Raw genomic sequence first — 17,610 nt, 5'->3', positions numbered from 1 at the left:
CGCGGCGGGATGCAAGCGCGCCGCTCGCGGGGCTGGAGGAGTATCCCGCCGGGAGGACGGACGATGAACGGACGAGCGACACGGATTTGCCTGGCGGCCTTGCACGCCTTAGTCGCCTGGGGCGCCATTGCGGCACCGGAGATGACGGGCCGGGACTGGCAGGGCCGCTACGTCTACGAGCACGATCCCGGCCTCACCGAGGGCGACGCGACCCCGCTCGTCTCCTACGATCTCGCCCTCGGCCTGCCCGGCGCCCGCGGCGGCTGCCTGCTGACGATCCGCGGCGTCCAGATCAACGAGCGCATCCTGTGTGAGACGCGGGCGGAGGGCGCGACCCTCACCGTCACGTTCCACCGCTACGAGAACGGATCGCTCCTCAACCGGTACGGCTCCGCCGATCACCAGCCCGGCGAGAGCCTCTTCACGCTGTCGAAGGCCGCGGAGGGCGGCGCCGGATTGATCACCCGCTGGCACGGCCTCCATCCGGACGGCGGGAGCGTGGCCGAGAGCGGCGCGTACTTTTTGGAGATGCGGTAGGGGACGGCCGCAGGGCCGCGGGACGCTTTCCCAGGTCGAAGAGCGGCCACGCCCGGCCGAACCGGGCGTCGCCTCACACTCTCCGGGAGGCCACCATGCGGCGCCGGATCCGACCGCCATAGGCGGTCGTGCGCGTCAGAGCAAAACGGCGGGCAGGGCGCCTCACTCGGCCTTGCGCTTGACGATCTCCAGCGTCTTCGGATCGAGCTTGAGATCGAACTGCTTGCCGTTGGCGTCGATGGCGTCATCGACCTCGATCATCCCGTCGTCGAGCTCGATCTCCTTCCACTTGGTGAAGCCTTCCTTCTTCAGGATGTCTTCGACCTTGGTCTGCTGCTCGGGCGGAAGCTTCTCGTCGGCGAGCGCGGGGCCCGCGACCAGGGCAAGCCCGAGGGCGGCGGCGGCGAGGGGACGGGCGAACATGGCATGGCTCCGTTGCAAGGGGATGCGGGGCGAACGGGGCGATCCGCCCAACGGTTCCAGCCGGACCGTCCCGACGCCCAAGCGTGGCGATTGCCAGGGCGCGAGTCGCCGCTTACGCTGCAACTTCCGGGATCGGAAACTTCCGGGATCGGAGCCCGCCCGCCCCATGGTCACCCGCGTCGCCACCGTTGCCTTCGAGGGGATCGAGGCGCGCGCCGTCGACGTGCAGGTGCAGATCGCGGCGGGCCTCGTCGCCTTCACCATCGTCGGCCTGCCGGACAAGGCGGTGGCGGAATCGCGGGAGCGGGTGCGCTCGGCCCTGATCGCCTCCGGGCTCGCCCTGCCGGCCAAGCGCATCACCGTGAACCTCGCCCCGGCCGATCTGCCCAAGGAGGGCTCGCATTACGACCTGCCGATCGCGCTCGCCGTGATGGGCGCCATCGGCGCGCTGCCCGAGGACGCCCTCGCCGGCTATTGCGTGCTCGGCGAACTGGCGCTCGACGGCTCGATCACGGCCGTGACCGGCGTGCTGCCCGCGGCGATGGCGGCCAACGGGCGGGGCCTCGGCCTGATCTGCCCCGCCGCGACCGGCCCGGAGGCAGCCTGGGCGGCGGGCGACATGGACGTGCTGGCGCCGCGCTCGCTCATCCAGCTCGCCAACCACTTCAAGGGCAGTCAGGTGATGGCCCGGCCCCAGCCCGCGATCGCCGCGCCGGCGGGGCCGATGCCGGACCTGCGCGACATCAAGGGGCAAGAGGGGGGCAAGCGCGCCCTGGAGATCGCCGCCGCGGGCGGTCACAACCTGCTGTTCAACGGGCCGCCCGGGGCCGGCAAGTCGATGCTCGCTGCGCGCCTGCCCTCGATCCTGCCGCCGCTCGGCCCCCGCGAACTCCTCGAAGTCTCGATGATCCAGTCGGTGGCGGGGGAATTGAAGGGCGGCGCCCTCTCGAACCGGCGCCCGTTCCGTCAGCCCCACCACTCGGCCTCCATGGCCGCCCTGGTCGGCGGTGGCCTCCAGGCCCGGCCCGGAGAAATCTCCCTGGCCCATGGCGGCGTGCTGTTTCTCGACGAGTTGCCGGAATTCACCCCGCAGGTGCTCGATTCGCTGCGCCAGCCGATGGAGACCGGCGCGGTAATGATCGCCCGGGCCAACCACCGGGTCACCTATCCGGCCCGCTTCCAGTTGGTCGCGGCGATGAATCCCTGCCGCTGCGGCATGGCGCTGGAGCCGGGCTATGCCTGCCGGCGGGGCCCCAACGAGCGCTGCGTCGCGCAATACGGCGCCCGGATCTCCGGCCCGCTCCTCGACCGGATCGACCTGCGCATCGAGGTCGCCGCCGTCACCGCCGCCGACCTGATCCTGCCACCCCCCGCGGAAGGCTCGTCGGAGGCCGCCGTGCGTGTCGCGGCGGCCCGGGCGCTCCAATCGGCCCGGTTCGCCGAGAGGGGCTTGGCCGCCTCGCTCACCAACGCCACCTGCCCGGCGCCGGTGATCGAGGAGGTGGCCGCCCCCGATGCCGAGGGCGCCGCCCTCATTCGCGATGCGGCGGAATCCATGCGGCTCTCGGCCCGGGGCTTCCACCGCACCCTGCGGGTCGCCCGCACATTGGCCGATCTCGACGGCGAGGCGCGGGTGAGGCGGCTGCACCTGGCCGAAGCCCTGTCCTACCGGGCCCGGGGCGAACGCCCGGCGGCCGCCGCGTGAGGCGGCGTCAGGCCGCCTTCACGGCGGGGACCGAGGGGCGCAGCAGGCCTTCGCTGAACTGTCGTTCGACCTCGGCCTTCGGCATCGGACGGCCGAACAGGTAGCCCTGACCGTAATCGCAGCCCTGATTCGACAGCCAGTCGAGGCTGGTCTCGCACTCGATGCCCTCGGCCGTGGTCACGAGCCCGAGGCTGTTGCCGAGCTTGATGATGGCATCGACCAGCTTGGCGCGGTCATCGCCCTGGGCGATCGAGTTCACATAGGACCGATCGATCTTCAGCTTGTCGAAGCGCAGTTCGCGCAGGTGATAGAGGCTCGAATATCCGGTGCCGAAATCGTCGAGCGCCACCCTGACGCCGAGGCTCTGGAGCTTGGTCAGGGTCGCCCGGGTCGCCTCCATGTCCTGCACGATCGCCGTCTCGGTGATCTCCACTTCGAGGCGCTCGGCCGGGAAGCCCGTCTCGGTGAGGATCGCGGTGATCCGTTCGGCGAGCCCCACTTCCTGGAACTGCTGCGGGGCGATGTTGACGGCGAGTTGAAGATGGTTCGGCCAGTCCCGCGCGTCGAGGCAGGCGCGGCGCAGGATCAGGGTGCTGAGGTCGCCGATCATGCCGGTCTCCTCGGCGACCGGGATGAACACCGCCGGCGCGAGCAGGCCGCGCTCGGGATGGCGCCAGCGGGCCAGGACCTCGAACCCGGTCACCGCCTGCCCGGGCAGGGCGACCACGGGCTGGTAGAACGGCTCGATCTGTCCCTGATCGATGGCGACGCGCAGGTCCGTCTCGAGCCGGGCACGGGCCTTGAGCCGTTCGTCCATGGCGGTCTCGAACACCCGGTAGGTGCCGCGCCCGTCCCGCTTCCCCTGGCCCATGGCGAGGTCGGCGGCATGCAGGACCGCGTCGGCGCTGCCCGCCTCGCGGCCCGCATCGGCGATGCCGACCGTGGCGCCGACCTTGATCTCGTGACCCTGCCAGGAAACCGGGGCCGAGACCGCAGCGATCAGCCCCTGGGCGATCCGCGCCAGGGCCTCGCCGTCGGAGCCGGTCTCGACCAGGGCGATGAACTCGTCGCCGTCGAGGCGCGCGAGGCTCGAGCCGGAGGGCAGCGCGCGTTCGAGCCGCTCGCCGACGGCGCAGAGCACCGCGTTGCCGGCCTCGCGGCCGTAGAGTTCGTTGACCGGCTTGAACCGGTCGAGGTCGATCAGGAACACCGAGAGACGCGAGCCGCCGGCCGCAGCCGATCGGCTCCGGCGCCGCGCCTCCAGGCTCTCGATGAAGCGGCGGCGGTTGGACAGGCCGGTCAGCGGGTCGTGGCGGGCGGCCTCGGAGGCCTGCGCCTCGGCCGTGTCGCGTTCGCGGATCGCCCGGCGCAGCCGCACCGATTTCGAAACGCTCGCCACGAAGGCGCCGAGTCCCATGAAGAAGCCCAGCATGAACAGGTCGGACAGCTGGTGCCCGATGATGAGAGCGTCGAGCCAGCGGAAGGCCCCGAGCTGAACGCCAAGAAGCCAGACGCAACAGCCGAGCATCATCAGGCACAGGAGATCGTAGAGCTCGCCGCTCCCCCAACTGGCCCTCTTCCGGTCAGCCATGTGCCGCTCCTTGTTCCTCCGCAACCAGCGGTCAAACCTCCTAAGGCGCACTTAATCCGCGCCCGAAGAGGGCGAAGCCCTTCGGGTCATCGTCAACGCCGTGTCCTCGGCGCGCGCGGGACCGGGTCGTCGCGCCGAACCGCCGCGGATCCGGTCCCCGTGCCGCGGAGCGGAGGCGCATTCGTGCATCATCCTGCCGAACGCTCCGGCGAAGCCCGGCGGCGGCCATTGCGGCCGCGGGGCGCCGCGCACATAGTCGATTCGCGACGTGCAGGGCGCCGGGTGACCGGTCAAGACCCGTTCGAGGGAGAGACGCGGTGGGACACGGCACGCAGATGCGCCGGCATCTGTGCGGGATCCAGACGGCCTGGACCGACGCGGCGGAGCCCGGGGCGGCGGTCGCGGCGGTGGCCGGGGCGGTCGAGCCCACGGGCATCGGCCACCTGATGGTGTTCTTCTCGCCGACCTACGACCCCGATATCTTGACCGCGGAGCTGGCCGCGCGCTTTCCCGGCGTTCCGGTCACGGGCTGCACCACCTCGGGCGGGATCAGCCCGGCGGGCTCGATCGACCGCGGCCTCGTCGCCATCGCCTTTCCCCGCCAGGGGTTTCGGATCGTCGCCGGCGTGCTGACCCAGATCGCCCGGCTCGATGTCGAGGGCGCGGCCTCGACCGTGCGCGGCCTCCGCCGCCTGCTCGACCAGAGCGGGGGCACCGGTCACCGCTTCGCGATCTCGCTCATCGACGCGCTCGCCAATGCGGAGGAGACCGTGGTGTCCGCCGTCGCCTGGGCGCTCGACGGCATCCCGCTGATCGGCGGCTCCGCGGGCGACGACCTCGCGTTCCGCGCGACGGTGCTGATCCATGAGGGCCGCGCCCATCGCGACGCGGCGGTGATCCTGCTCGTCGAGACCGACTTCCCGATCCGGATCTTCAAGAGCGACAATTTCGAGCCGACGAGCCGGAAATTCGTGGTCACGGCGGCCCGCGAGGACGAGCGGCGCGTCTACGAACTGAACGCCGAGCCCGCTGCGCGGGAATACGCCATGGCGGTCGGGCTCGACCCGGAGCGTCTGACCCCCATGAGCTTCGCCGCCTATCCCCTCGCGGTGAAGATCGGGGGCGAATATTACTGCCGCTCGATCAGCCGGGTGGAGCCGGACGGCTCGCTGACCTTCTTCTGCGCCATCGGCGAGGGCGTGGTGATGACGCTGGCCCAGCCCCGGGACATCGTCGAGGCGACGCGGGCCGAGCTCGCCGCCCTCGACGAGGGCCTGGGCGGTCTCGACCTCGTCATCGGCTTCGACTGCGTGTTCCGCCGCCTCGATGCCGAGAGCCGGCAGGTACGGCACCGGATCGCCGATCTGTACCGGCGCTACAGCGTGGTCGGGTTCGAGACCTACGGCGAGCAATACCGGTCCATGCACCTCAACCAGACCTTCACGGGCATCGCGATCGGCCGGGTCGGCGCGCCGTGACGAGCCCGCGATGAACCGGCCGACCCTCTGGGCGGAGCCTGCCGCCGAATCCGACACCGTCGAATCCCTGAGCCGGCGCGTGGCCAAACTCGAGCGGATCAACGCGTCGCTGATGGCCCATGTCGAGCGGACCATGGACCAGCAGGGCGGCGCCTATTCCCTGTTCCAGACCGCGATCATGCTGGAGGGACGGGTCCGCGCCCGCACCGAGGAGTTGACGGCGCTGATGCACAGCCTGGAGCGCTCCAACGAGGCGCTGCAGGCGGCCAAAGAGGAAGCCGAGACCGCCAACCGCTCCAAGACCCGCTTCCTCGCGGCCGCGAGCCACGACCTGCTGCAGCCGTTGAACGCCGCCCGCCTCTCGCTCTCGGCGCTGGCCGACCTCGCGGCGGGCCCCGAGGCCCACACGATCACCCGGCAGGTGGAGCGTGGGCTGGAGACGATCGAGGACCTGATCAAGGCGCTCATCGACATCTCGAAGCTCGATGCCGGCGTGGTCCGTCCCGTCGTCAAGGCGGTGCGGCTCGCCGATCTCGTCGGCGGGATCGAGGCGAGTTTCCGGCCCTTCGCCGAGCGCAAGGCGCTGCGCCTGGTCAGCCGCTGCGCCGACCTCGTGGTCGAGACCGACCCGATGCTGCTCCAGCGCATTCTCCAGAATCTCGTCTCCAACGCGATCCGCTACACCGAGCGCGGCGGGGTGCTGATCGCCGGGCGGCGGCGGACGGACCCGGAGGGACGCAAACGCTGCCGCATCGACGTCATCGATACCGGCCGCGGCATCCCGGAACACGAGCGGGCGCTGGTGTTCGAGGAATTCTACCGCGGCGCGCGCGAGGGCGAGGATGGCGGCGTGGGGCTCGGCCTCGGCCTGTCGATCGTGCAGCGCATGGCCTCGACGCTGGGGCACGGCATCGCGCTCGGGTCCCGTCCCGACCACGGCACGCGGTTGAGCCTCACTTTGCCGCTCGCGACGCAGCGGCCGGACGCGCCGGTGCGCGTGGCCCCCCTGGCGACGACGCTGACCGGGGCGCGGGTCCTCGTGATCGAGAACGACGCCGCCACGGCGGAGGCGCTGCGGCGCCTGCTGCGCAACTGGGACGCAGAGGTGCGGACCTTCTCCGATCTCGCGGGGGTCGTCGCGGCGCTCAATGCCGGGTTGGGCCGGCCCGACGTGATGGTGATCGATTACCATCTCGACCACGGCGCCTGCGGTTTCGATGTCGTGGATTACCTGCGCCGCAACCGGGGCTGGGTCACCCCGGTGATCCTCACCACCGCCGACCACAGCGCCGCGATCGAGGGGCAGGCTCGGGCCCATGGCGCGGAACTCGTCCACAAGCCGATCAAGCCGGCACAGCTGCGCTCGCTGCTCGCCTACATGCTGGCGTGAGCGGCGAAAGCGGTCCTCCCGGTCGACGCCCTACAGGGCGCTGAGCCGCGGCAGCCCGATCAGGCGGCTGCGGGCGCGGGCGACGAGGTCCGGGCGGATGCGGGCGACGTCTTCGCCGTCGAGCAGGGGCGAGGTCGAGAGCGCCGCCAGATAGGCGTTCTCGGGCTCGCGGCAGGTGGCGACCGCCTTGGTCGCCGCGTAGCTACGGCTCATGGTGCGGGCCTGATCCGCGAAGGCCTCGTCGAGGCAGGCCTGCCACGCGGCGTGACGCGTCACGGCCACGCTCTCCGCCTGGGCGGGAAGCGCGGCGAGCGAGGCGAGGGCAGCGAGCAGGAGGACGCGGCGCATGGGACGGCGAACCGTTGGCAGGACGGGCGTTTCCGGGAACGTGCGGCGGCCGCGGAAACCTTCCGTCAACCTTGGCTGCCGACCCGTTAAGCCGGTCTAACGCGCGGAGGGTCGGTCCGGTCCCGATCCGGGACGCCTTCGTCAGCGATTCGCGGCCGTGACCGGCGAGGCGTCGCGCCCGAGGGCGACCCAGCCCACCGCATCCTGGCTCTCGCGCTTGACGAAGGTGTAGCCGGTCTGGGTCCAGGGCAGGACCACGCTGGTCTTGTTGTCGAGCACGAGGTCGCCGCGGTTGGTCACGATGGTGAGCACGGCATGGCCCTCGCCCTTCTCGTCGATCACCACGGTCATGCGCATCGCCCGGCGCGGCACACCGGCCTGAACGAGGGAGCGCCGCTTCAGGAGCTGGAAGTCCTCGCAATCCCCACGACCATCCTCGGCGAGGTCCCAGCGGTCGGCGGAGCGCCAATGCTGCAGGTCGGTCACCGCCTCGACCGACCGGTTGATCCGGCGATTGACCGCGTTGATCGTTTGCCACAGCGCCGGCGTCAGGGTGACGGCGGCGGCCTCGGTGCGATCGACAGCGCACTCAGCGGGATAACGCTCGCAGAACTCGGCCCAGGCGGCGATCGGGCGGGCCGCGCCGGTGGTGGCGGCCGACGGTCCGATGGCGGGAAGCGGCTGGGCCGCAGCCTCCGGGGCGGCGAGACCGCAGGCCAGGAACGCGGCGAGGGCGAGGCCGGCACGGGACGTCGTGCGGCGGGAGGCGAAGCGACGCTGGGCGAACTCGATACGCATGGACCCGACCCGAACCCTTAAGCTCTCGTTAAGGAAGCTCTCACAGGCGGCGGGGCAGGGCAATCGGAAGGTTAAAGATCGGTTAACGGCTTCACTCGCAATCGAATGAAAGACTCCGGGGGGCGGCGCGCCTGTGGCCGGGCACGGAGGCTGCTAGGCTCGAATCACGAACGAGTCCGGAGCGCACCTCACCCATGACGACCGAAATGACCGGTGCCGCCGCCGCCCCCCCGACGGATCGGGGATCGCCGGTGATCCGCACCATCGCGATGCCCGCCGACACCAACCCGGCGGGCGACATTTTCGGCGGCTGGCTGATGGCCCAGATGGATCTCGCGGCCGGCAACGTCGCCGCCCGGCGCGCCCGGGGCCGCTGCGCCACGATCTCGGTGGAGGCCATGACCTTCCATCGCCCGGTCTTCGTCGGCGACGAGGTCAGCATCTATGCCTGGATCGTGCGCATCGGACGCAGCTCGATGGCGATCCAGGTCGAGGTCTGGCGCCGGGAGCGCGAGGGCGAGCTGACCGTGAAGGTGACCGAGGGGCTGTTCAGCTTCGTCGCCATCGGGCCGGACCGGCGGCCGCGGCCAATCCCGCCGGATGTGATGCCTGCCAGCTGACGGGCCCGGCGCCGGTCAGTGCATCGTCAGTGTCGTCAGGCGCCGGGCGTTGGCATGCTGGTGGAGGAAGGCGCTCATCTCGGCGAGCACCGGGGCCTTGCGGCGGAACGTGACCGAGAGGGCGAGCAGCGTGTCGGCGTGGTCGAGGCCGGGATAGACCCGCTCCTGCACCGGGACGCGGGCACTGCGCAGGCGGCCGGCGAGGCTCTCGGTGTTGAAGGGGCGCACCACGGTGTCGGCGTCGCCGGTGGCCAGGAAGGTCGGCGGGGAATGGGAGCCCGCGAAGGTGACCGGCTGGGTCGCCTTGGCGTCGGGCGCCTGCCCGAACACGTCGATCGAGGTCCGCTGGTCGAAGGGCAGGAAATCGTAGGGTCCCGAGAGGCCGGCCACCGCCCGGATCGAGCGCGGATCGACGCCGGCCCGGCGCAGGTATTCCGGATCGAGCCCGAGCATGGCGGCGTTGTAGGCCCCCGCCGAATGGCCCGCGAGCACGATCCGGTTCGGATCACCGCCATGGGCAGCGATGTTGTCGCGGACCCAGGCGATCGCCGCCGCGCCGTCCTCGAGGAAATCGGGGAATCGCGATTGCGGGAAGAGACGGTAATCCGGCAGCACGGTCACGAAGCCCTGCGCCGCGAAGGCCTGGGCGACGAAGGCGTAATCGTCCTTGCTGCCGCTGTTCCACGAGCCGCCGTAGAAGAACACCAGCACCGGCGCCTTCACCAGGGGCACGCTCGGCACGAACACGTCGAGGCGCTGGCGCGGGTCCGCGCCGTAGGCGGCGTCGCGCAGGGCGAGGCGGCCGCCCTTGTCGCGGGGGCCCAGCGCATCGAACAGCGCCAGCGGCGAACAGCCGCTCAGGCCCAGGGCGACGAGGCCGAGGCAGATCAGCGAGACGAGGGAGACGAACGCTTTGATCATGTCGTCCTAAGATTGACGTGGCGCGCACGGCGGATTCATGGCCGAGCCGAGGCGAAAGCGGCCAGGGCGGCCGGCGAGCTCCGGGGTCATGTTCGCAGCACGATGCAGGCGCCGCCGACGGCGCGGATCTTCTGGCACAGGCCGTCGGCGGCGGCGCGGCTCTCGGCGGGAATCCGGACGCGGTAGAAGGCGCGGGAGCCGCGGAAGCGCAGGCGGGTTCCGATGATCATCGGCCGCACCTCGCCGATCACGCCGGCATAGCGCGATCGGGCCCGCTGGAAGCTTGCCAGCGCCAGGGATTTGGAGAAGTTGCCCGCGAGCTGGATGCCCCAGGGGGCCGCCGGGCCGCCCTCGATCGGCAGGGCGAAGCGGTCGCCCCGCGCGGGGATGCGCAGGGCCGCCGTGACCTGAAGGCAGTTCTGCGTCTCGGCCTCGAGCGGGGCCGGCGTCTCGGAGGGTTTGTCCGCCGCCTTGCCCTCGCGGGACGCCGGTCCCTCCGGCATCTCGACCGACGGGGTCGCGCGCCAATCCTCCGCCGGGCGGCCGGTGATGGCGATGACGTAGGCCCGGGTCTCGGCGGGCAGCCCGCCCGAGCCCGCAAGCCAGGACGAGACGCGGCCCGGCCCGCCATTATAGGCCGCCGCCGCCAGCCCGAGATTGCCGAACTGCCGCTTCAGGTCCGCGAGGAAATGGGCGGCGTGGGGGATCGCCTGCTCGGGGTCGAACGGATCGGTGAGGCCGCGCTCCCGCGCGGTGCCAGGCATGAACTGCGCGACCCCCTGCGCGCCCGCAGGGCTCACGACGCCCACGCGGAAGCTGCTCTCGCGCCAGATCAGCCGCGTCAGGAAGGGCACCGGCAGGCTGCGTGCCTTCGCTGCGCCCTCGATCAGACGGCAGAGCGCCTGCTCGACGGTCTCGCTGTCGGGCGAGGTCGTGGCATGGGCCGGGGCGCCGAGCATCAGGAGGGCGGCGGCCGGCAAGAGGGCGAGACAAAAGCGAAGCACGGGCGTTCATCTAGGGCCCTCGGCGCGCCTTGCGTAGTTGGTGCAACGCAGCATCGTCGGATTTCGTGTCCGCGGGGACGATTCGCGTGTTCCGGCTCGCGCGCTATAACCCACCGTCCCGCCCGGTCCGCGTCTCGGCCTCGGCGGGCCGCATGTCGCTGCCGGGGCCCGATGACCGAACCGCTTCTGACCGTCGAGGATCTCTCGGTCGTGTTCCGCACCCGGGACGGCGAGACGCGCGCGGTCGACCGCGTGTCCTTCTCGATCGCGCCGGGCGAGACGCTGGCGCTCGTCGGCGAATCGGGCTCGGGCAAGTCGGTCACGGCGCTCTCGGTCCTGCGCCTGCTCGATGGCGCGGCCCATCACCCCTCGGGCCGGATCCTGTTCAAGGGGCGCGATCTGCTCACCCTGCGCGAGCGGGATCTCCGCCAGGTGCGCGGCGCCGACATCACCATGGTGTTCCAGGAGCCGATGACCTCGCTCAACCCGCTGCACACGATCCAGCGGCAGATCGGCGAGGTTCTGGAAATCCACCGCGGCCTGCGCGGCCAGCGGGCACGGGCCCGCATCCTCGAACTCCTCGACCTCGTCGGCATCCGCGACGCCGAGCGGCGGCTTGGGGCCTATCCCCACGAATTGTCGGGCGGCCAGCGCCAGCGCGTGATGATCGCCATGGCCCTGGCCTGCGAGCCGGACCTGCTGGTCGCCGACGAGCCGACCACCGCCCTCGACGTCACCGTCCAGGCCCAGATCCTGGCGCTCCTGGCCGATCTCCAGAAGCGCCTCGGCATGGCGATGCTGTTCATCACCCACGATCTCGGCATCGTGCGGCGCATCGCCACCTCCGTCTGCGTGATGCTGCGGGGGCGGATCGTCGAGACCGGTCCCGTGGCGGAGGTCTTCACCCGGCCGCGCCACGACTACACCCGTCGGCTCCTCGCCTCGGAGCCCACAGGCCGGGCGAACCCGGTCGATCGGACCGCCCCGGCGATGATCGAGGCCGGGCCGATCAAGGTCTGGTTCCCGCTGAAGGAGGGGCTGCTCCGGCGCACCGTGGGGCACGTCAAGGCGGTGGACGGCGTCACGCTCGCGGTGCGGGCGGGCGAGACCGTCGGCGTCGTCGGCGAGTCGGGCTCGGGCAAGACCACCCTCGGCCTCGCGCTTCTGCGCCTGATCGGCTCAGAGGGGCCGATCGTGTTCCTCGGGCAACGGATCGACCGCTACGGCGTCGGCGCGATGCGGCCCCTGCGCAAGGACATGCAGGTGGTCTTCCAGGATCCCTATGGCTCGCTCTCGCCGCGGATGTCGGTGGGGGAGATCGTCGCCGAGGGGCTTCAGGTCCAGGGGCGGGTCAACACCGCCGCGGAGCGACGGGCGGCGGTCGCCAAGGCACTCACGGATGTCGGCCTCGATCCGGCGGCGATGGACCGCTATCCGCACGAATTCTCCGGCGGCCAGCGCCAGCGGATCGCCATCGCCCGCGCGATCGTGCTGGAACCCCGCTTCGTCGTCCTCGACGAGCCGACCTCGGCCCTGGACCGCTCGGTGCAGGCACAGATCGTGACGCTGCTGCGCGACCTCCAGCGGGAGCGGGGGCTCGCCTACCTGTTCATCAGCCACGACCTGAAGGTCGTGCGGGCGCTCTCGAACTACGTTCTGGTGATGCAGCAGGGGCGGGTCGTCGAGGAGGGCCTGGCCGAGGCGATCTTCGCATCGCCCCAGACCGAGTACACCCGCACCCTGTTCGCGGCGGCCTTCGAGATGGATGCGGCGACCACCGCCGACGAGCCGGTCCTGGCCTGAGCCGATGGCCCGCGCCCTCCTCGTCGTCCTCGATTCCGTCGGCATCGGGGGCGCCCCCGATGCCGCCCGCTACGGCGACCGCGGCGCCGACACGGTCGGCCACATCGCCGAAGCCTGCGCCGCCGGGCGCGGGGACCGGGCCGGGCTTCGCGCGGGCCCCCTGGCCGTGCCGAACCTCGCCGCCCTCGGCCTCGGCCTCGCCTGCGAAGGGGCGACGGGCCGCATCCCGCCGGGCTTGTCGCCTTCGGAGCCGCCGCGGGCGCTTTGGGGCCACGCGATCGAGCGGGCGTCCGGCAAGGACACGCCCTCGGGCCACTGGGAGATCGCCGGCCTGCCCCTTCCGGAGCCCTGGGGCCATTTCCCCGACACGCGCCCGGCCTTCCCGCCCGAGCTGATCGCCGCCTTCTGCGCAGAGGTGGGCGTTCCGGGCATTCTCGGCGATTGCCATGCCTCGGGCACGGCGATCATCGACACCTTCGGGGACGCGCATGTCCGGACGGGCCGGCCGATCTGCTACACCTCGGCCGACAGCGTCTTCCAGATCGCCGCCCACGAGACGGCCTTCGGGCTGGAGCGTCTCTACGCCACCTGCCGGATCGCGCGGCGTCTCTGCGACCCCTATCGGGTCGGCCGCGTGATCGCCCGCCCCTTCCTCGGTGACGCGGCCTCCGGCTTCCGCCGCACCGGGAACCGCAAGGACTTTTCGGTGTCGCCCCCCGCCGACACGCTGCTCGACGTCGCGGCGGCGGCGGGCCGCGCCCTCGTCAGCGTCGGCAAGATCGGGGACATCTTCGCCCACCGGGCCACCGGCCGCGAGATCAAGCCTTCGGGCAACGCCGCCTGCCTCGACGCGGCGCTATCGGCCTTCGCCGACCTGCCCGAGGGCGGGCTCGTCTTCGTCAACCTCGTGGATTTCGACACGGAACACGGCCACCGCCGCGACGTGCCGGGCTACGCCGCCGAACTCGAAGCCTTCGACGCGCGGGTTCCCGACATCCGGGCCGCTCTGCGGCCGGGCGACCTCGCCCTCGTCACCGCCGACCACGGCAACGACCCCACCTGGGCCGGGACCGAGCACACCCGCGAGCAGGTGCCGGTGTTGGCCTTCGGGCCGGGGCTGGCGACGGGCCCCCTCGGGCGGCGCGACAGCTTCGCCGATATCGGCGCCTCGCTCGCCGCGCATCTCGGCCTGCCGCCGCTCGGGGCGGGGCAGGCCTGGTGGTGAGAACGGGACTCTCGCCCCCGAGAGGGGAGAGGGGACGCCTCAGCGCGAGAACTTCTTGTACTTCAGCTTCTTCGGGATGATCGAGTCGGTGCCGAGCCGGCGCTTCTTGTCGGTCTCGTAATCCGAGAAGTTGCCCTCGAACCACTCGACATGGCTGTCGCCCTCGAAGGCGAGGATATGGGTCGCGATGCGGTTCAGGAACCAGCGATCGTGGCTGATGATGACGGCGCAGCCGGCGTAATCCTCGAGCGCGTCCTCGAGCGCCCGCAGGGTCTCCATGTCGAGATCGTTGGTCGGCTCGTCGAGGAGCAGCACGTTGGCGCCGCCCTTGAGGGTGCGGGCCAGATGCACGCGGTTGCGCTCGCCGCCCGAGAGCGTCCCGACCTTCTTCTGCTGGTCGCCGCCCTTGAAGGCGAAGGCCGCGCAATAGGCCCGGGAATTGATCTCGCGTTTGTTGAAATAGATGATGTCGTTGCCGCCCGAGACCTCCTGCCAGACGGTGGCGTTGGGATCGAGGGCGTCGCGCGACTGGTCGACATAGCCGAGCTTGACCGTCTCGCCGACCTCGATGCGGCCGCCGTCGGGCGTCTCCTGGCCGGTGATCATCTTGAACAGGGTGGTCTTGCCGGCGCCGTTCGGGCCGATCACGCCGACGATGCCGCCCGGCGGCAGCTTGAACGAGAGATCCTCGATCAGCAGGCGGTCGCCGAACGCCTTGTTGAGATGATCGAACTCGATGACGTTGGTGCCCAGCCGCTCGTCGATCGGGATGACGATCTGCGCCGCCGCATCGACCTTGCTGTTCTGCTTGGCCACCAGCTCTTCGTAGCGGGTGATCCGCGCCTTCGACTTCGACTGCCGGGCCTTGGGCGAGGCCGAAATCCACTCCTGCTCGCGGGCGATCGAGCGCTGGCGGGCCATGTCCTCGCGGCCCTCCTGCTCCAGGCGCTTCTGCTTCTGCACGAGCCAGGCCGAGTAGTTGCCCTCGTAGGGAATCCCCCGGCCGCGATCGAGTTCGAGGATCCAGCCCGTGACGTTGTCGAGGAAGTAGCGATCGTGGGTCACGATCAGGATCGCGCCCGGATACTGCTTGAGGTGGCCTTCGAGCCAGTTCACCGTCTCGGCGTCGAGGTGGTTGGTCGGCTCGTCGAGGAGCAGCAGTTCCGGCTCCCACAGCAGCAGCCGGCACAGGGCGACGCGGCGGCGCTCGCCGCCCGAGAGCGTCGCGACCGGCTGCTCGTCGCTCGGACAGCCGAGGGCCTCCATGGCCTGATCGACCTTGGAATCGAGCTCCCAGAGGTTGCCCGCCTCGATCTTGTCCTGGAGCGCGGTCATCTCGTCCGCGGTCTCCTCGGAATAGTTCATGGCGAGGTCGTTATAGCGGTCGAGCAGGGCCTGCTTCTCGGCCACGCCTTCCATGACGTTCTCGCGGACACTCTTGTCGGGGTCGAGCTGCGGCTCCTGCGGCAGGTAGCCGACCCGGGCGCCCTGCGCGACGAACCCCTCGCCCGTCCAGTCCTTGTCGATGCCGGCCATGATCTTGAGCAGCGTCGACTTGCCGGAGCCGTTGATGCCGAGCACGCCGATCTTGGCGTCCGGGTAGAACGACAGGTTCACGTTCTCGAGGACCTTCTTGCCCCCGACATAGGTCTTGGTCAGACCGCGCATGTGGTAGATGAATTCGCGGGCCATGTGCGTTCGTCCTTGAAATGGGGGACCGGGGCCGGGGCTCCGGCGGCTTCGCGGAAGCGTGCCGTCTCGCGCGGGCCCGGCCACTGGGGCCGCCGCGCGGGGCGCCGTCCGCTCGCGGGTTGAGATTGTGCTGTCCGAGTATCAGGGCCGCCGGGCAGGAGCAAGGACGGCACGGCCGGGCGCACCCTCCGCGACGCGGGTCCGCCCCCTGTCAGGCGAAGGGGTTCTTCACCGGAGTCGACGCCTCCGGCTCCTCGGGAACCGCGTCCGGCAAACTCTCCCCCTCCAGGGCCGAGACCACGGCGTCGAGGACGGCCTTGAGGGCCTTGGCCTTGCGCAGGCCCTCGCGATCCCGGGTGATGTCGAGGGACCCGTGGAGCGCGATGCGGGTCGCGCCGTTCTCGACCGAGAAGGTCGAGAGCGTGCGAACGGAGGCATCGTCCGCGAAGGGGACGAAGGGCGGGGCGGCCTTGCCTCGGGTCATTGGAACCTCGTCGACCGGTCAGAAAATCGCGCGCAATAGTTCGCGCCAGAGACGGCGCAGGGCGTCGTAGGCCAGCGCTTTCAGGAAGCCCGCGAAGGACTCGTCGCGCCGCCCCTCGTTCCGGGAGAAGTCGCGAGGCTCGGGCAGATCCATGACCTTGGCCTTGTCCGCCTCGGACAGGGCCGGGAACGCGTCGATCCCGGCGGTCTCGCGCAACGCCGCGATCGAGACGGCCCGCCATTCGCCGCCGGCCTCGTTGGGGGCGAGATAGGCGCCGGCCTCGCCGGTACGGGGGTCGTAGATCGCCTTGAAGAGATGCGTGGGCACGAGCACCCGGCCCTTGATCGCGCCCACGGAGCGGCCTTCGAACACCGGACCGGTGACGACGAAGACCTCGCCGCGCTCGGTGGCGAGGCGGCGGACGCTTTCCTCGATGCCCGCCCACAGGCTGCGGTTGGCGCTGCGGTTCTGCGGCACGATGTTGGCCAGACTGAACGATTCGGCCTGCGCGGCCGCGCTCGGCATGTCGCCGGCCGGGGCGAGATGGCCGCGGTCGAACCCGCTCCGGGTGTAGTCGGACAGGCTCGCCCGATCGTCCTCGGGCAGGCGGTCCTCTTCGTGGAACGCGTCGTCGCGCTCGACCCGTCGGGCGGCGGCGACGCTCCGGCGGGTCAGGCGCTCGGCGGCGTAGAGCGGCGCGCGCGCGACGCCCGAATGCAGGATCGCGAAGGCCTCGAAGCAGAGCGGCACGGTGCGCTCCGTGAGCTTCGGATTGCTGAGGAGGGGCGCGCGGCCCTGCGCGAACAGAGCCGGGCAGGGGGGCGCCTCGGCGGCGCGGGCTCCCGACGCCGGCAGGACGGCCAGAAGGATCAGGCCCCAACGGGCGGATCGCCGACGATGCGCCATGAGCCCCGCGCTAGAAGCAGACCCGGACCCGCCGGGGGCCGGACGGCGTGTAGCGCCAGCGGAACCCGCAGGGCCGTCCGAGGGCGCCCTGGACCGAACCTTCGAAGGGACGCACGTCCCGATCCGGCGGACCGGGCGGACGTCGGCAGCGCACGGGTTGCGGGCAGAGGCGCCGCCCGATCCCGGGGGTTCCGGCATCGGCGGCGATCGCCGGCGCGGCGGCGAGTCCGCCGAGAAAGGCCAGGGCCGGAATGAGGGTGCGGCGAAAGGGAATCATCGGGCGGTGGTCAGCCTTCGCCGGGGGCGCGATGTTGATCAAGCGGCCCATCATCCATAATTGGAACCCTTCAGCGCGCGAAACCGCAGGGCCGCCTTAACTTTCGAGGGGTCCGGGACACCCGAATCCTCTGAATGCTTCGCCGCTGTTGCAGTGAGATCATGGCATCCTGTGACCGGATCGCGGTAAGGGTGGCAGTTGAGATGTCTTCCAGGCTGTACGCCCGGGGACCGATGCGAACAGCGGGAGCCTGCGTGTCCGCATGATCGGAGACGGGCTTCGAGGTCCGCCCTCAGGGCGCGACCGCACAGACATAGACGGGTGAAGGCATTGGCACTAGCGGACACATCGATCCTCGAGGGTCTTGAGACGCCGGACCGTCTGCGTCGGCTTCCGGAGAGCGAGCTG

The 17,610-nt window shown here is 71.0% G+C and carries 17 protein-coding genes; 7 read left to right on the top strand and 10 right to left on the bottom strand.

Annotated features, from left to right (window positions below; all coding sequences use genetic code 11):
* The first annotated feature begins 99 nt into the window (after positions 1-99).
* Entirely contained in the window at positions 100-537 is a 438-nt protein-coding gene (locus LW587_RS02040) for a DUF5991 domain-containing protein (RefSeq protein WP_232627945.1), read from the top strand.
* A gap of 162 nt (positions 538-699) precedes the next feature.
* Here the strand turns inward: LW587_RS02040 and LW587_RS02035 are convergent, their stop codons facing one another.
* Positions 700-960: a PepSY domain-containing protein gene (locus LW587_RS02035; protein WP_232627944.1), complete on the bottom strand. Its 261-nt coding sequence runs from the start codon at positions 958-960 to the stop codon at positions 700-702.
* Positions 961-1,126: 166 nt separating this feature from the next.
* Between LW587_RS02035 and LW587_RS02030 the strand changes: the two genes are divergently transcribed.
* Entirely contained in the window at positions 1,127-2,665 is a 1,539-nt protein-coding gene (locus LW587_RS02030; RefSeq protein WP_232627943.1) for a YifB family Mg chelatase-like AAA ATPase, read from the top strand.
* A gap of 7 nt (positions 2,666-2,672) precedes the next feature.
* Here the strand turns inward: LW587_RS02030 and LW587_RS02025 are convergent, their stop codons facing one another.
* Positions 2,673-4,256 carry a putative bifunctional diguanylate cyclase/phosphodiesterase gene (locus tag LW587_RS02025; RefSeq protein WP_232627942.1) on the bottom strand — a complete coding sequence of 528 codons (1,584 nt, stop codon included), beginning with the start codon at positions 4,254-4,256 and terminating at the stop codon, positions 2,673-2,675.
* A 317-nt stretch (positions 4,257-4,573) separates the two neighbouring features.
* Between LW587_RS02025 and LW587_RS02020 the strand changes: the two genes are divergently transcribed.
* Positions 4,574-5,734, top strand: coding sequence for an FIST N-terminal domain-containing protein (locus tag LW587_RS02020; RefSeq protein WP_232627941.1), 1,161 nt, complete (start codon positions 4,574-4,576; stop codon positions 5,732-5,734).
* Positions 5,735-5,744: 10 nt separating this feature from the next.
* Complete coding sequence (locus LW587_RS02015) at positions 5,745-7,124, top strand: hybrid sensor histidine kinase/response regulator (protein WP_232627940.1); 1,380 nt, start codon at positions 5,745-5,747, stop codon at positions 7,122-7,124.
* A gap of 30 nt (positions 7,125-7,154) precedes the next feature.
* On the opposite strand, the gene LW587_RS02010 is transcribed toward LW587_RS02015, so the two are convergent.
* Positions 7,155-7,472: a hypothetical protein gene (locus tag LW587_RS02010; protein WP_232627939.1), complete on the bottom strand. Its 318-nt coding sequence runs from the start codon at positions 7,470-7,472 to the stop codon at positions 7,155-7,157.
* A gap of 141 nt (positions 7,473-7,613) precedes the next feature.
* Positions 7,614-8,270: a transglutaminase-like cysteine peptidase gene (locus LW587_RS02005; RefSeq protein ID WP_232627938.1), complete on the bottom strand. Its 657-nt coding sequence runs from the start codon at positions 8,268-8,270 to the stop codon at positions 7,614-7,616.
* Positions 8,271-8,464: 194 nt separating this feature from the next.
* Here LW587_RS02005 and LW587_RS02000 point away from each other — a divergent pair, with 194 nt between their 5' ends.
* The gene (locus tag LW587_RS02000) at positions 8,465-8,890 is read left to right on the top strand and encodes an acyl-CoA thioesterase (RefSeq protein ID WP_232627937.1); all 426 of its coding nucleotides are present in this window, start codon (positions 8,465-8,467) and stop codon (positions 8,888-8,890) included.
* 15 nt (positions 8,891-8,905) lie between these two features.
* Here the strand turns inward: LW587_RS02000 and LW587_RS01995 are convergent, their stop codons facing one another.
* Both LW587_RS01995 and LW587_RS01990 read right to left on the bottom strand, forming a co-directional pair.
* Entirely contained in the window at positions 8,906-9,811 is a 906-nt protein-coding gene (locus tag LW587_RS01995) for an alpha/beta hydrolase (RefSeq protein WP_232627936.1), read from the bottom strand.
* A gap of 86 nt (positions 9,812-9,897) precedes the next feature.
* Entirely contained in the window at positions 9,898-10,770 is an 873-nt protein-coding gene (locus tag LW587_RS01990) for a lytic transglycosylase domain-containing protein (protein WP_232628058.1), read from the bottom strand.
* A gap of 216 nt (positions 10,771-10,986) precedes the next feature.
* Between LW587_RS01990 and LW587_RS01985 the strand changes: the two genes are divergently transcribed.
* Together LW587_RS01985 and LW587_RS01980 are read left to right on the top strand one after the other, a co-directional pair.
* Entirely contained in the window at positions 10,987-12,618 is a 1,632-nt protein-coding gene (locus tag LW587_RS01985; protein WP_232627935.1) for an ABC transporter ATP-binding protein, read from the top strand.
* Between the two features lie 4 nt (positions 12,619-12,622).
* Complete coding sequence (locus LW587_RS01980) at positions 12,623-13,843, top strand: phosphopentomutase (RefSeq protein WP_232627934.1); 1,221 nt, start codon at positions 12,623-12,625, stop codon at positions 13,841-13,843.
* A gap of 39 nt (positions 13,844-13,882) precedes the next feature.
* Here the strand turns inward: LW587_RS01980 and ettA are convergent, their stop codons facing one another.
* From ettA to LW587_RS01960, 4 genes are all read right to left on the bottom strand, one after another.
* Positions 13,883-15,535, bottom strand: a complete 1,653-nt coding sequence (ettA, locus tag LW587_RS01975) for an energy-dependent translational throttle protein EttA (protein ID WP_232627933.1) — start codon at positions 15,533-15,535, stop codon at positions 13,883-13,885.
* 211 nt (positions 15,536-15,746) lie between these two features.
* Positions 15,747-16,019, bottom strand: a complete 273-nt coding sequence (locus LW587_RS01970; protein ID WP_232627932.1) for a hypothetical protein — start codon at positions 16,017-16,019, stop codon at positions 15,747-15,749.
* A gap of 18 nt (positions 16,020-16,037) precedes the next feature.
* Positions 16,038-16,925, bottom strand: a complete 888-nt coding sequence (locus tag LW587_RS01965) for a DNA/RNA non-specific endonuclease (RefSeq protein WP_232627931.1) — start codon at positions 16,923-16,925, stop codon at positions 16,038-16,040.
* Between the two features lie 10 nt (positions 16,926-16,935).
* Positions 16,936-17,202: a hypothetical protein gene (locus LW587_RS01960; protein WP_232627930.1), complete on the bottom strand. Its 267-nt coding sequence runs from the start codon at positions 17,200-17,202 to the stop codon at positions 16,936-16,938.
* Positions 17,203-17,610: the final 408 nt, after the last annotated feature.

The organism is Methylobacterium sp. Leaf118 (assembly GCF_920984675.1).
Taxonomy (GTDB): Bacteria; Pseudomonadota; Alphaproteobacteria; order Rhizobiales; family Beijerinckiaceae; genus Methylobacterium.
This window is presented reverse-complemented; position numbering and strand designations above follow the sequence as displayed.

Coding starts and splice junctions, on each gene's coding strand:
- LW587_RS01960 (WP_232627930.1), bottom strand. CDS start 17,202: ATGATTCCCTTTCGCCGCACCCTCATTCCGGCCCTGGCCTTTCTCGGC.
- LW587_RS01995 (WP_232627936.1), bottom strand. CDS start 9,811: ATGATCAAAGCGTTCGTCTCCCTCGTCTCGCTGATCTGCCTCGGCCTC.
- LW587_RS02000 (WP_232627937.1), top strand. CDS start 8,465: ATGACGACCGAAATGACCGGTGCCGCCGCCGCCCCCCCGACGGATCGG.
- LW587_RS02025 (WP_232627942.1), bottom strand. CDS start 4,256: ATGGCTGACCGGAAGAGGGCCAGTTGGGGGAGCGGCGAGCTCTACGAT.
- LW587_RS02030 (WP_232627943.1), top strand. CDS start 1,127: ATGGTCACCCGCGTCGCCACCGTTGCCTTCGAGGGGATCGAGGCGCGC.
- LW587_RS01985 (WP_232627935.1), top strand. CDS start 10,987: ATGACCGAACCGCTTCTGACCGTCGAGGATCTCTCGGTCGTGTTCCGC.
- LW587_RS02005 (WP_232627938.1), bottom strand. CDS start 8,270: ATGCGTATCGAGTTCGCCCAGCGTCGCTTCGCCTCCCGCCGCACGACG.
- LW587_RS02035 (WP_232627944.1), bottom strand. CDS start 960: ATGTTCGCCCGTCCCCTCGCCGCCGCCGCCCTCGGGCTTGCCCTGGTC.
- LW587_RS01990 (WP_232628058.1), bottom strand. CDS start 10,770: ATGCTCGGCGCCCCGGCCCATGCCACGACCTCGCCCGACAGCGAGACC.
- LW587_RS01970 (WP_232627932.1), bottom strand. CDS start 16,019: ATGACCCGAGGCAAGGCCGCCCCGCCCTTCGTCCCCTTCGCGGACGAT.
- ettA (WP_232627933.1), bottom strand. CDS start 15,535: ATGGCCCGCGAATTCATCTACCACATGCGCGGTCTGACCAAGACCTAT.
- LW587_RS02010 (WP_232627939.1), bottom strand. CDS start 7,472: ATGCGCCGCGTCCTCCTGCTCGCTGCCCTCGCCTCGCTCGCCGCGCTT.
- LW587_RS01980 (WP_232627934.1), top strand. CDS start 12,623: ATGGCCCGCGCCCTCCTCGTCGTCCTCGATTCCGTCGGCATCGGGGGC.
- LW587_RS01965 (WP_232627931.1), bottom strand. CDS start 16,925: ATGGCGCATCGTCGGCGATCCGCCCGTTGGGGCCTGATCCTTCTGGCC.
- LW587_RS02015 (WP_232627940.1), top strand. CDS start 5,745: ATGAACCGGCCGACCCTCTGGGCGGAGCCTGCCGCCGAATCCGACACC.